Here is a 13,074-nt window from a genome sequence, read left to right as displayed (position 1 = left end):
GGGGCGACGGATGAATGATCAGCCGCCCAGCGCGCCGCCCGCGCCCGCGGCCGGTTCGTCCGAGCTGGAGGCCCCGTCGGCATTCAGGTGGACGACGCCGTAGTCGTAGGCGTGACGGCGGTAGACGACGCTGGGCATCTTGGTCTCGGAGTCGACGAACAGATAGAAGTCGTGTCCGACCAGTTCCATTTCGAACAGGGCCTGGTCGAGCGACATGGGGCCGGCCGAGTGGGTCTTCTCGCGGACGATGAGCGGGCCTTCGCCCTGCACTTCCAGGGAACCGATCCGGGTGGTCGGGATCCCGTCCGCCTTCTCCTCACCGACCGGCTCGCCGTTGCCGTTGAGCGTGGCGACGCCCGGCACCACGTCGGCGACCTCGGCCGCCGAAAGCCGTCCGTTGCCACGGCGGGTGAACCGCTTGTCGTGCTGCTTGCGCAGCCGGGCCTCCAGCTTGTCCTGAGCGAGGTCGAGCGCCGCGTACGGGTCGGCGGCGGCGGCCTCGGCCCGGATCACCGGGCCCCGCGAACGCAGGGTGATCTCCACGCGGTCGGAACGGTCGGCCTGGCGCGGGTTGTGCTCCTTGGACACCTCGACGTCCAAGCTGATCACCTTGGCGTCGAGCTTCTGGATCCGCTCCGGATTCAGCTTCTCGGCCACGTGCTTGCGGAACCGCTCGGGCACCTCGGTCTTGCGGCCCTTGACGACGATGTCCACGCAGAACTCCGTTCCCGGAGAGCCCCGCCGACAGCGGCGAAGCGCTCCCTTTCGCACCAGGCCCCGGTGAACACCGGCGCCTCGGACTTGGCGACTTTCACCTCCTCCTCCCCCATCGGCAAGATCCACATCCCACCGACTCGGGAGTAGAGAGAAACCCCCTGAACAGGCACTGACACAAGGTTGGCAATAAAACAGGCGGACTGGTGCTCCGGTACCCGATGCCCAAGGATCGCCAGTTCCTCACAACCGAACATATCTCTCAAAGCCGGTTGTCGGCACCCGCTACCGGAACGTACCTCCGTTCAGGTGGCCGTTCCCTCTTACTACCTGCAACGATGCGCATTCCCCGGCAGTTCCAAATCTATTCGCAAGATTTTTGCTCTGTACGAGTTGCCGACCGGATCCGCACGAAGGAGTCCGCCGGCGCCGCGACCACGGCCGCCTCCGCCACCCCCAGGCCCGCCGCCCGCAGCGCCCGCGCGGCCTCCGCGAGCGTGGCCCCGGTGGTGATCACGTCGTCGACCAGGACGATCCGTGCCCCGGCCGTCACCCGGGCCCCGCCGCGGCACACCTCCAGGGCCCCCGCCAGGTTCTCCAGCCGCTCCCGCGCCCCCAGGCCCGCCTGGTCCGCGACCCGTCGGCGCAGCCGCAGTACGGGCGCCACGCGCGCGGCCGCGCCCGTCCGGCGCAACCTCCCCGACGCGGCCAGGGCGATCCGCCGCGCCGGATCGTGCCCGCGCGCCCGCACGGCCCCCCGCGTCGAGGGCACCGGCACCAGCACCAGCTCCCCCGCCCCGGGCCCGCCCGCGGCCTCCCGGGACCCGTCCCGGGACCCGCCACGCGGCCCGCCGCCCCGGAGCACCGCCGCCGCCAGGGCCGTGCCCAGCGGGCCCGCCAGGGGCAGCGCCCCGCGTTCCTTGTGGGCCAGCAGGACTGCCCGTACGGCCCCCTCGTACCGCGCCCCCGCGTGCACACCGGGCAGCCCGATCGGGCCCGCCCGCCGCGCCGCGGGACGCACCGGCCCCGCACCGGCCCCGCTCAGCGCGTCCCGGCAGCGCGGGCACAGCACGGCCCGCGCCGCCCCGCAGCCCGCGCAGTCACCCGGCAGCACCAGACCGGCCAGCTCCTGCCACCACCCCCGCATGCCTCCACCCTGCCCGGCGCCCACCGGCCGCGCGACCCCTGTGGACAACCGCCGCCCGGCGGGCCCGGACCGGCCGGCCCCGGCCTCAGCCCGGGTAGACCGGGGCCTTGCCGCCCGCCGCCACCGTGCGCCACTGCGCCCCCGGCGGCAGCCACACGATCCCGTCCTCGCCGGAGAAGGCCACCACCGGCTTCGAGTCGTCGTCGGCCGCCGCGATCGCGGTCAGCCCGGTGGCCCCGGGCAGGCCCGCGGCCACCATCGAGCCGTCGGCCAGCATGTAACGGGCCTGGTCGACCCCGCCGCTCTCGCGGCCCACCACCAGCAGCCGGCCCCGCGGCGCCCAGCTCATCGCCGTGACCTCCGCCATCTGCGGGGCCGCGGGCCGCAGCTCCCGCACCGACAGCGGCGAGGTGTCCCCCTTGCCCTCGGGCCGCTCGATCCGCCCGATGTACAGGTTCTTGCGCCCGCCCTCCTTCTCGACGAGCAGCGCGATGCGCACCCCGTCCGAGGAGGCCTTCAGCGCGCTGATCCGCCCGCCGTCCAGCCCGGCGACGTCCACCTTCTGCGGGGTCCCGGTCCCGCCCGGGATCCGGTACAGGCCCTGCGTCTGCGGGTCGAGGTCCGCGATCCACAGGTCGCCCTGGGCGTCCCAGCTGGGCGGGGTCAGCTTGCCGGTCTTGCTGCTCAGCAGCGGCTGCGGCATCTGTCCGGCCGTCGTCAGCGTCACGACGTACAGCCCGTGCCCGTCGTCGGAGACGACCGCGGCCCGCTTCTCGTCGTACGCGATCGCCGCCGACCCCACCTTGAACGCGGCGGCCGTCGCCAGCGGCCCCGGCGCCACCTCCGGCTTGTCCTGCTGCTGCTCGTCGGCGTTGGCGTTGAGGACCATCCGGACCAGCTTGGAGTCCTTGTCCACGTAGTACTGGTGCTCCGGCGGCGCCGGCCGGCCGGCGATGGACGCGGCGGCCACGCCCGTCACCCAGCACAGCGAGGACTTGCCGTCGGAGCGCAGCAGTTCGACCCGGTCCAGCCGGGAGGCCGTCAGGTCCCGCACGGTGTACAGGAGTTGAGTGGCCATCTTCTGGCACTGCGGCTGCCCGACGTTGCTGCCCTTCTCGTTGAGCGGCACGCGCAGGGTGTTCTGGCCGTCATAGGAAAGGGACTTGGTGCCCTCACGCAGCGCCGTACCGCTGGGGAAGGCGGTGGAGACGACCGGGCCGAGCCACTTCGAGGGCCCGTCCAGCAGCGACTGCACGGTCTGCGTGGTCGGGTCCATCCGGGAGTCGGGATCGCTGCGCTGCCGCACGTACACCGGATCGGCGACGAGCGTGCCGCCCGCGAAGTAGTACTTGTTCACCGGCTTGTAGATGCGCTGGAAGTCGGACTCGCTGAGCACCAGGCTGCTGGGCGGTGTCGAGATCCGCCACTGCTTGTTGACCTGGACCAGCTGCAGGAACTCCTCGTAGCGCTTGCCGCCGGTCTCCGGCTGGTACGCGCTGCGCTCGTCGACGGTCGCGAGCTTCTTGCCGGTGACCTTCCAGCGGGGCGAATCGGGGTCCTTCTCGCCCTCGACGCGCACCCGGTCGAGGCCGGCGGAGAGCACGGTGACGGCCGAGCCCGGCCGCCAGTCCTTCGCGGCGTCCTCGGTGAGGTACTTGCGGGCGGTGGCCAGCTGAGGGTCGTCGCTGGTCATGGCCTCCAGGAAGCCGTCGACGATGTCGGCGGGGCTGGCCTTGTCGGCCGGCGGCGCGCCGAAGACCCGTACCTGGGAATCGACGCCCTGCGAGGCCTCCACCCGGCGGATCTCGCCGTGGTCGGGCATGGACGCGCAGCCCGCCAGCAGCAGCCCGGCGGCCCCGAGGACGGCGGCGGACCGCACGCCCGCGGAGCCCGCGCGCCGCGCGCCCCGCACCCGGTCCCCGGGCTCCGCGCGCCCCGCACCCCGTACGTACGCCGACGCGCGCTCAGCGTCCTCCACCGGATCCATCCTCCTGTGCTGCTCCATGGTCGGCGGGCCTGGACACGACCCGGGCGCCGTTGCCGGGCAGCGCCGTCGGGTCGGCGGGCACCGGCTGGGCGGTGGTGACGGCCGGCCGCGGCGGGATCGGCGAACGGCCGTCCCGCTCGCCGCCCGCCGGGCGGGCACCCGGCCCGCCGGACCCGTTGCCGCGCCCCGCCGCATCGGCCACGGCCCGCGCCCGGTTGCCCCGGGAGTCCTCGGGCTCCAGCGGGATCGGCGAACCGCGCAGCGGTTCGTCGGCGGTGCGCGGCAGGGTGAGGCGGAACTGCGAGCCGCCGCCGGGCTCGCCCCAGGCCTGGAGCCAGCCGCCGTGCAGCCGGGCGTCCTCGACGGCGATGGACAGGCCCAGGCCCGTACCGCCGGTCGTGCGCGCCCGCGCCGGGTCGGCGCGCCAGAACCGGTTGAAGACCCGGGTGGCCTCGCCGGGCTTGAGCCCGACGCCGTAGTCGCGGACGGCCACCGCCACGGCCCCGCCCGCCGAGGCGAGCCGGACGACCACGTCACGGCCCTCGCCGTGCTCGACGGCGTTGACGACCAGGTTGCGCAGCACCCGCTCCACCCGCCGCGCGTCGGCCTCGGCTATCACCGGCTGGGTGTCGCCGAGGACCCGGATCCGGGTCCCCTTGTGCTCGGCGAGCGGCTCGGCGCCGTCGATGACCCGGCGCACGACGTCCCGCAGGTCGATGGGCTCCGCCTCCAGCGCGGCCGCTCCCGCGTCGAACCGGCTGATCTCCAGCAGGTCGGCCAGGAGGGACTCGAAGCGGTCGAGCTGCCCCGCGAGGAGTTCCGCGGACCGGGCGGTGACCGGGTCGAAGTCGACGCGGGCGTCGTGGATGACGTCGGCGGCCATCCGGACCGTCGTCAGCGGGGTGCGCAGCTCGTGGGAGACGTCGGAGACGAAGCGGCGCTGCATCCGCGAGAGGTCCTCCAGCTGCTGGATCTTGTTCTGGAGGTTCTGGGCCATCTTGTTGAAGGCTTCGCCCAGACGGGCGATGTCGTCCTCGCCGGTGACCTTCATCCGTTCCTGCAGCCGCCCCGCCGAGAGCCGCTCGGCGATCCCCGCGGCCATCCGGACGGGGGTGACGATCTGGCGCACGACGAGCCAGGCGATGGCGCTGAGCAGCACGACGACGAACAGGCCGGCGGTGGCGATGGTGCTCTTGACCAGGTTGAGGGATTCCTCTTCCTGGGTGAGCGGGAACAGGTAGTACAGGTCGTACGGGTCCCCGTTGATGTCGGTCAGCCGCTTGCCGACGACCAGCGCCGGCTGCGGCGGCTTGTCCCCGCTGCCCGCGGTGTACCGGATCTGCCAGAAGGTCTTGAAGGTGCCGGTGCCGTGGTTGACGGACTTGCGCAGCGCCGACGGGACGCTCGCGGTCGGGTCCACGTTGCCGGAGGCGCGGGCGCCCTTGACGCCCTGCGCGCCGGCCGCCTGCTCACCGTTGCCCGCACCGAGCGCGACCACCTCGAAGGCGGTCTGACCGCCACTGGCGAGCTGCTTGACCAGCGCGTTCATCCAGGTGCTGGCGTCCTGGCCGACCTTGTTGTCGGTGGTTTCGGCCCCGTCGGCCACGGACGGCGTGTTGGCCTTCTCCTGCGCGACCGCGAAGCCGCCCGCGGCCTGGCTCTGCGCGGCCTCCTCCTTGGCGTCGAGGAGACCCTTGCTGACCTGCGCGATGACCACGAAGCCCAGCGCCAGGACCACCGCGAGCGACATCAGCAGCGTCGCCGCGACGACCCTCAGCTGGATATTGCGGCGCCACAGGCGGACAGCCGGAAGCAGCGGCCGTCGGACGAGACGTCCGAACAGCCGCAACAGGGGGCCGCCGGGCGCTCCCTCCTGGAGCAGCCGGCCGCCCCTCAGGACTCCCCGTCGGGGGCCGCCCCGGGGCGTGCCGGGCTGCACGTCAGCTCGGTCCGGCCTTGTAGCCCACACCGCGGACCGTCACGACGATCTCGGGGCGCTCCGGGTCCTTCTCGACCTTGGAGCGCAGCCGCTGTACGTGCACGTTGACCAGGCGGGTGTCCGCCGCGTGCCGGTAGCCCCAGACCTGCTCCAGCAGCACCTCGCGGGTGAACACCTGCCAGGGCTTGCGCGCGAGGGCGACCAGCAGGTCGAACTCCAGCGGGGTCAGGGCGATGGAGGTGCCGTCGCGCTTGACCGAGTGCCCGGCCACGTCGATGACCAGGTCACCGATGACCAGCTGCTCGGGCGCGGGCTCCTCCGACCGGCGCAGGCGCGCCCGGATGCGGGCGACCAGCTCCTTCGGCTTGAACGGCTTGACGATGTAGTCGTCGGCCCCGGACTCCAGGCCCACCACCACGTCCACCGTGTCGCTCTTCGCCGTGAGCATGACGATCGGCACACCCGATTCGGCGCGGATCAGCCTGCAGACCTCTATGCCGTCCCGTCCGGGCAGCATGAGGTCGAGCAGCACCAGATCCGGCTTCGCCTCACGGAAGGCAGCCAGTGCCTTGTCGCCGTCCGCTACGAACGACGGCTCAAAACCTTCTCCACGCAGCACAATGCCGAGCATCTCGGCCAGCGCGGTGTCGTCGTCGACGACAAGGACTCGTCCCTTCATGCTTGACATCATCCCATTAGCTAATCGTTACCTGGCGGTGAGCTGTCCCACAGCCAAAAGGGCTGGAAATCGCCCCTCGGACCTGCGTGGTGATCAGGACGACCAGTCTGCCCCGGATCCACGCGACAATTGAAGGGCGAGCGGCCCGGGAACCCTGGGGTACGGCCGGTTCGTTCCGTGCTCCCCGTGGCACGATGGCAGCCGACCAGGGCGCCGGCCGCGGCAGGTGCACGTGAAGGAGCGACGATGAACGACTCTCCGGGCTGGGCCACGCCCGGATCCCCGTCCGACGGCCAGGGCGCCGAAGGCGACCGGCCCGCCGCGCCGCCCGCCGCCGACGGCAAGTGGTCCGCCACCCAGCCGCCGCCCGGCCAGTGGTCGAGCCCGGCCGAGGGCGTGACCCCGCCCGCGGCCCCGGCGCCGCAGCAGCCGACCGGCTGGGGATCGTACGGCTCCGGGCAGCAGCAGCCGGGCACGCCCCACGGCTCCCCGTACGCCCACCCCGGCGGCTGGGGCGGCCCGCCGCCCGCCGCCAAGCCCGGCGTCATCCCGCTGCGCCCCCTGGGCCTCGGCGAGATCCTCGACGGCGCCGTGAGCACCCTGCGCGGCCACTGGCGCCCCGTCCTGTCCGTCAGCCTGGTCGTCGCCGCCCTGTCCCAGATCGCGCTGCTCTTCGTCCAGCGCGCCACCATGGGCAGCGCCGTGATCACCACCGACCGGACGCCGAGCGCCGCCGAGACGAGCAAGCTCCTCGGCGACACCGCGCTCCTGTACGGCGCCGAGTACTACCTGGAGATCCTCGGGCTGTTCCTGGTCACCGCCCTGCTCGCACCCGTCGTCAGCCACGCCGTCCTCGGCCGGCCCTCCACGCTCTCCGCCACCCTGCGGGCCGTCCGCCCGCTGGCCCCGCGCCTGGCCGGCCTCATCGCCCTCCTGCTGCTGGGCGCCCTCGCCGCCGCCGTCCTGCCGGTGCTCCCCGGCATCCTCGCGGGCAGCGCCCCGCTGGCGGTCCTGGGCGTCCCCGTCGCCATGGTGCTCCTGGCCTGGTTCTACGTGACCTTCGTGCTGGCGCCACCCGCGCTGATGCTGGAACGCGGCTCGGTCACCGACGCCCTCAAGCGCTCCGCCAAGCTGGTCCGCGGTTCGTGGTGGCGGGTCTTCGGCATCAGCCTGCTGACCTGGCTGCTCCGGGCGATCACCTCCGCGATCATCGTCATGCCGTTCGCGGCCGTCGCCCTGTTCCTGGCCCCCGGCGGCCTCGGCTCCCTGCTCGACGGCTCCGCGACCACGGGCTGGACCTTCCTGATCATCACCGCGATCGGATCGGTCGTCGGCGCCACCGTCACCCTGCCGATGCAGACGGGTGTCACCACCCTCCTCTACGTCGACCAGCGCATCCGCCGCGAGGCCCTGGACCTGGAACTCGCCCGGGCCGCCGGCCAGGACGGCGGCGGACCGGTCACCGGAGGCTGACGCACTGATGAGCACGGGGGGACTCATCGTCACGGGCGCGGCGGCCCTGCTGCCGCACGCCGAGACACCACCACTGACGACATCGCGCGAGGCTGCCCGCGAGGCGGCCGAACACGAGCTGTCCAAGCCCATGTACCACCAGGACGACCCGGGGCTCCTCCAGCGCGCCCTGGACCGCTTCTGGGAGTGGATAGGCGAGTTCCTCGACCGCGCCTCCGGAGCCACTCCGGGCGGCGGACTCGGCCTCCTCGCCATCGTCCTCCTCGTCGTCCTGGCCCTCGCCGCCCTGTGGTGGCGCCTGGGCACCCCCCGCCGCACCGCCACCGGCGCCGACACCCTCTTCGACGACGGCCCGCGCACCGCCGCCGACCACCGCGCGGCCGCCGAGGCCCACGCCGCCGCCGGCCGCTGGACCGAGGCCGTCCAGGAACGCATGCGCGCCGTCGTCCGCTCCCTGGAGGAACGCACCCTCCTCGACCCCCGCCCCGGCCGCACCGCCGACGAGGCCGCCGCCGAAGCCTCCGCGTCCCTCCCCGGCCACGCCGCGGACCTGCGCGCGGCGGCCCGCGCCTTCGACGACGTCACCTACGGCGGCCGCTCCGGCGACCCCGACACCTACGCCCGCCTGCGCGACCTCGACCTCACCCTGACCCGCGCGAAGCCCCTCCTGACGGGCCCCACCCCATGACGCCCACCCCACCCGACCGCACCGACACCCCGGCCGCCCCCGCCGGGCCCACCACCGTGCCCACCACGGGTCCCACCACCGGTACCGACGCCGGGCCCACCACCGGCGGCACCACAGGCACCCCAGGCGCCACCTCCACCGCCCTCACCCGCACCCAGCTCTGGACCCGGGCCCGCGGCTTCCTCCTCGCGGCCGGCATCCTGCTCACCGCCGCCGTCGCCCTCGCCGGCCTCCAGGCGGGCGACCACCACGGCCGGCTCGACCCGCGCTCCGCCGACCCCGACGGCAGCCGCGCCCTCGCCCAGCTCCTCAAAGAGCGCGGCGTCACCACCCGGGTGGTCACCAACGCCGCGGAGGCCGCGGCGGCCGCCGGCCCCGGCACCACCCTCCTCGTCGCCGACCCCGACCTGCTCGGCGAGTCCCAGCGGCGCGCCGTCCGCTCGGCCATCGACCTCTCCGGCGGCCGCACCGTCCTCGTCGCCCCCGGCAGCACCGGCCTCCCGGAGCTGGCCCCCGGCGCCCGCACGAAGGGCTTCGCCCACCAGCGCGACCTCGACCCGGGCCACCCCGCCTGCACCCTCCCCGCCGCCACCACCGCCGGCCGGGCCGGCACCGGCGACGGCCTCCGCTACACCACCGACCTCCCCGGAGCCACCGCCTGCTACCCCAGCGACGGCCACCCCACCCTGCTCGTGCTCCCCAGCACCACCAAGGGCGGCGACACCGTCCTCCTCGGCTCCGAGACCTTCCTGCTCAACAAGCGCCTCGCCGACGAGGGCAACGCCTCCCTCGCCCTCCAGCTCCTCGGCTCCCGCCCGGAACTCGTCTGGTACCTGCCCACCCCCGCGGACATGGCCGCCGACCCCGGCACCGGCGCCGAGGACACCTCCCTCCTCGGCCTCGTCCCGGCCGGCTGGACCTGGGCCCTGCTCCAGCTGTTCGCCGCCGCGGCCCTCGCCGCCCTGTGGCGGGCCCGCAGGCTCGGCCCCCTCGTCACCGAGAAGCTTCCGGTCGCGATCCGCGCCTCCGAGGCCACCGAGGGCCGCGCCCGCCTCTACCTCAGGGCCGACGCCCGCGACCGCGCCGCGACCGTGCTGCGCGCCGCCGCCCGCGAACGCCTCGCCCCACTGGTCGGCGTACCGGCCCCACAGGCCCACGACCCCGCGACCCTGGTCCCCGCCGTGTCGGCCCGCCTCACCGCCGACGGACGCCCGAACGACCCGGCCACCCTCCTCTTCGGCACCACCCCCGCCGACGACGCGGCACTCGTCGCGCTCGCCGACCACCTCGACGCCCTCGAAAGAGAGGTCCGCACCTCATGACGGCCACCACGGACAGCGCCCGTTCCTCCCTGGAAGCGCTCCGCACCGAGATCGCCAAGGCCGTGGTCGGCCAGGACTCCGCCGTCACCGGTCTCGTCGTCGCACTCCTGTGCCGGGGCCACGTCCTCCTCGAAGGCGTCCCCGGCGTCGCCAAGACCCTCCTGGTCCGCGCCCTCGCCGCCTCCCTCGAACTCGACACCAAGCGCGTCCAGTTCACCCCCGACCTGATGCCGACCGATGTCACCGGCTCCCTCGTCTACGACGCCCGGACCGCCGAGTTCTCCTTCCAGGACGGCCCCGTCTTCACCAACCTCCTGCTCGCCGACGAGATCAACCGCACACCCCCCAAGACCCAGTCCTCGCTCCTCGAAGCGATGGAGGAACGCCAGGTCACCGTCGACGGCACCCCCCGCAAGCTCCCCGAGCCGTTCCTCGTCGCCGCCACCATGAACCCGGTCGAGTACGAGGGCACCTACCCCCTCCCCGAGGCCCAACTGGACCGCTTCCTCCTCAAGCTGACGGTCCCGCTGCCCTCCCGCGAGGACGAGATCGGCGTCCTGACCCGGCACGCCGCCGGCTTCGACCCGCGCGACCTGCACGCCGCCGGCATCCGCCCGGTCGCCGGCCCCCGCGACCTCGAAGCCGCCCGCAAGGCCGTCGAGGAGACCACCGTCTCCCCCGAGATCACCGCCTACGTCGTCGACATCTGCCGCGCCACCCGCGAATCGCCCTCCCTCACCCTCGGCGTCTCCCCGCGCGGCGCGACCGCCCTGCTGGCCACCGCCCGCGCCTGGGCCTGGCTCACCGGCCGCGACTACGTCACCCCCGACGACGTGAAGGCCCTCGCCCTCCCCACCCTGCGCCACCGCGTGCAGCTCCGCCCGGAGGCCGAGATGGAGGGCGTCACCTCCGACAGCGTCATCTCGGCGATCCTCGCCCGCGTCCCGGTACCCCGCTGATGGCCCTCACGGGACGCGCCGCCCTGCTGGCGGCCCTCGGCAGCATCCCCGTCGGACTCCTCGAACCGAGCTGGACGGGCCTCCTCGCGGTCAACGGCTCCCTCGCCCTGGCCTGCGCCGTCGACTACGCCCTGGCGGCCCCCGTACGCACCCTGAAGCCGACCCGCTCGGGCGCCACCTCGGTCCGCCTCGGCGAGCCCGCCGACGTACACCTCACCCTCGCCAACCCGGGCACCCGCACGCTCCGCGCCGACGTCCGCGACGCCTGGCCGCCGAGCAGCTGGCCCGCCGGCACCGAGGCCGCCGCCTCCCGCCACTCCCTGACGGTCCCCGCGGGGGAACGCCGACGTCTGACCACCCGCCTGCGCCCCACCCGGCGCGGCGACCGCCGGGCGGACCGCGTCACGATCCGCTCCTACGGTCCGCTCCGCCTGCTCGCCCGCCAGGGCTCGCACACCGTCCCCTGGACGGTGCGGGTCCTGCCCCCCTTCACGAGCCGCAAGCACCTCCCGTCCCGCCTCGCCCGCCTGCGCGAACTGGACGGCCGCACCAGCGTCCTCACCCGCGGTGAGGGCACCGAGTTCGACAGCCTCCGCGACTACGTCCCCGGTGACGACACCCGCTCCATCGACTGGCGGGCCACCGCCCGCCGGAACACGGTCGCCGTGCGCACCTGGCGCCCGGAACGCGACCGGCACATCCTGATCTGCCTGGACACCGGCCGCACCGCCGCGGGCCGCGTCGGCGACGCCCCCCGCCTGGACTCCTCGATGGACGCGGCCCTGCTGCTGGCCGCCCTGGCCACCCGCGCCGGCGACCGCGTCGACCTGCTGGCCCACGACCGGCGTACGCGCGCCCAGATCCAGGGCCGCCCGGCCGCCGACACCCTCCCGGCCCTCGTGAACGCCATGGCCGGCCTCGAACCGGCACTGGTCGAGACGGATTCCCGGGCACTGGTCTCCACGATCCTGCGCAGCGCCCCGCGCCGCTCCCTGGTGGTCCTGCTGACCGGCCTGGACGCGGCCCCGATCGAGGAGGGCCTGCTCCCGCACCTCCCCCGCCTCACCCAGCGGCACACGGTGATCCTGGCCTCCGTGGCGGACCCCCACATCGCGGAGATGGCCGCCTCCCGCGGCTCCCTGGACGCCGTCTACGAGGCTGCCGCGGCCACCCAGACCCAGTCACAGCGACTGCGCACGGCGGAGCAGCTCTCCCGCCACGGCGTCCACGTCGTCGACGCCACCCCGGACACCCTGGCCCCCGCCCTGGCCGACACCTACCTCTCCCTCAAGGCCGCCGGCCGCCTCTAACCTCCCTGGACCGCTCGCCCGCAGGCTTCACGGCACCGGGGCTGGATACCTGGTCCGGCACCCCCAGGAGAACACCGTGGCCGACCTCACCCCCGAGCAGATGCGCCGCATGCACGATTTTTCGCGGAGCAGCTCGCGGAGCTGGCGGAGCGCCAGGAGGACCAGTGGAAGGTGCAGACCACCGATGGTCAGATCTTCCTCACGCTGATGAGCCCCACGGCTCCCCACGGACTCAACGTGGTGCGGCTGCGCCGCCAGATCGAGGCCCAGACCCCGGAGGTCATGGCACTCAACGGCACGAACATGGGCGATCCCCAAACCGGCCTACCAAAGTCCCCGACCTCATGGTCATCGCGGAAGAGGACACCGATGACCCGGCAAAGGTCGTCAACTCGCGCGATGTCCTGATGGTGGTGGAGGTCGTCTCGCGCATGAACTCGCTCACCGACATCCGTGACAAGCTCCACGACTACCCGAGAATGGGCGTCCCGACGTATGTCGTCGTGGACCCCCGCAAGGACAAGAAGACCGTCACGGTGCACAGCGACCCCTCACAGGGACCCGACGGCATCCGCTACCGCAAGACGGTCCCCTACGCCTTCGGGGACGCCGTCACCGCCGGCCGCTGGATCCTCGACACGACCGGCCTCAAGAGCTATCCCGCCCACTGGTGAAGAGGGCGGCTGCGCCGGAACATGCCAGCCCGGGAATCGGCCCGTAAACGCAGAAAAGCCCCGCACCATAAGGTGCGGGGCTTTCCCACAATGATTGTTCGGCGGCGTCCTACTCTCCCACAGGGTCCCCCCTGCAGTACCATCGGCGCTGAAAGGCTTAGCTTCCGGGTTCGGAATGTAAA

Annotated in this window: 11 protein-coding genes and 1 rRNA gene; 6 read left to right on the top strand and 6 right to left on the bottom strand. The window is 73.7% G+C overall.

The features are described 5' to 3' along the window. Window positions 1–18 precede the first annotated feature (18 nt). From hpf to mtrA, 5 genes are all read right to left on the bottom strand, one after another. A complete protein-coding gene (gene hpf / locus AB4039_RS27065; RefSeq protein WP_266839365.1) occupies window positions 19–714 on the bottom strand; it encodes a ribosome hibernation-promoting factor, HPF/YfiA family in 696 nt (231 codons plus the stop codon). 364 nt (window positions 715–1,078) lie between these two features. Continuing rightward, window positions 1,079–1,861, bottom strand: coding sequence for a phosphoribosyltransferase family protein (locus AB4039_RS27060; RefSeq protein WP_266839366.1), 783 nt, complete (start codon window positions 1,859–1,861; stop codon window positions 1,079–1,081). Between the two features lie 85 nt (window positions 1,862–1,946). Beyond that, window positions 1,947–3,839, bottom strand: coding sequence for an LpqB family beta-propeller domain-containing protein (locus AB4039_RS27055; RefSeq protein WP_442272020.1), 1,893 nt, complete (start codon window positions 3,837–3,839; stop codon window positions 1,947–1,949). Further along, window positions 3,826–5,787 (bottom strand): MtrAB system histidine kinase MtrB, encoded by a 1,962-nt coding sequence (gene mtrB, locus AB4039_RS27050; RefSeq protein ID WP_266839368.1) that lies wholly within the window; start codon window positions 5,785–5,787, stop codon window positions 3,826–3,828. The genes AB4039_RS27055 and mtrB overlap by 14 nt, the downstream gene beginning before the upstream one ends. 1 nt (window position 5,788) lies before the next feature. Next, the gene (gene mtrA / locus AB4039_RS27045) at window positions 5,789–6,478 is read right to left on the bottom strand and encodes a two-component system response regulator MtrA (protein ID WP_356224172.1); all 690 of its coding nucleotides are present in this window, start codon (window positions 6,476–6,478) and stop codon (window positions 5,789–5,791) included. Between the two features lie 234 nt (window positions 6,479–6,712). Between mtrA and AB4039_RS27040 the strand changes: the two genes are divergently transcribed. From AB4039_RS27040 to AB4039_RS27015, 6 genes are all read left to right on the top strand, one after another. Further along, a complete protein-coding gene (locus tag AB4039_RS27040) occupies window positions 6,713–7,939 on the top strand; it encodes a hypothetical protein (RefSeq protein ID WP_266839370.1) in 1,227 nt (408 codons plus the stop codon). A 7-nt stretch (window positions 7,940–7,946) separates the two neighbouring features. Further along, window positions 7,947–8,627, top strand: coding sequence for a DUF4129 domain-containing protein (locus tag AB4039_RS27035; protein WP_266839371.1), 681 nt, complete (start codon window positions 7,947–7,949; stop codon window positions 8,625–8,627). Continuing rightward, a complete protein-coding gene (locus AB4039_RS27030) occupies window positions 8,624–9,949 on the top strand; it encodes a DUF4350 domain-containing protein (RefSeq protein WP_442272019.1) in 1,326 nt (441 codons plus the stop codon). The genes AB4039_RS27035 and AB4039_RS27030 overlap by 4 nt, the downstream gene beginning before the upstream one ends. Further along, window positions 9,946–10,908: an AAA family ATPase gene (locus AB4039_RS27025; protein WP_266839374.1), complete on the top strand. Its 963-nt coding sequence runs from the start codon at window positions 9,946–9,948 to the stop codon at window positions 10,906–10,908. Before AB4039_RS27030 ends, AB4039_RS27025 begins: the two co-directional genes overlap by 4 nt. Next, a complete protein-coding gene (locus tag AB4039_RS27020) occupies window positions 10,908–12,218 on the top strand; it encodes a DUF58 domain-containing protein (protein ID WP_266839375.1) in 1,311 nt (436 codons plus the stop codon). Before AB4039_RS27025 ends, AB4039_RS27020 begins: the two co-directional genes overlap by 1 nt. Before the next feature lie 164 nt (window positions 12,219–12,382). After that, window positions 12,383–12,892 carry a Uma2 family endonuclease gene (locus AB4039_RS27015; protein WP_442272018.1) on the top strand — a complete coding sequence of 170 codons (510 nt, stop codon included), beginning with the start codon at window positions 12,383–12,385 and terminating at the stop codon, window positions 12,890–12,892. A 96-nt stretch (window positions 12,893–12,988) separates the two neighbouring features. Here AB4039_RS27015 and rrf read toward each other — a convergent pair. Continuing rightward, window positions 12,989–13,074: ribosomal RNA gene (rrf, locus tag AB4039_RS27010) — 5S ribosomal RNA — on the bottom strand; the annotation flags it as partial.

Origin of the sequence: Streptomyces sp. M-16 (assembly GCF_052114405.1) — a bacterium.
In the GTDB taxonomy this organism is placed as follows: Bacteria; Actinomycetota; Actinomycetes; order Streptomycetales; family Streptomycetaceae; genus Streptomyces.
Note: the sequence above shows the minus strand (reverse complement) of the source record. Positions and strands in the feature narration are given on the sequence as shown.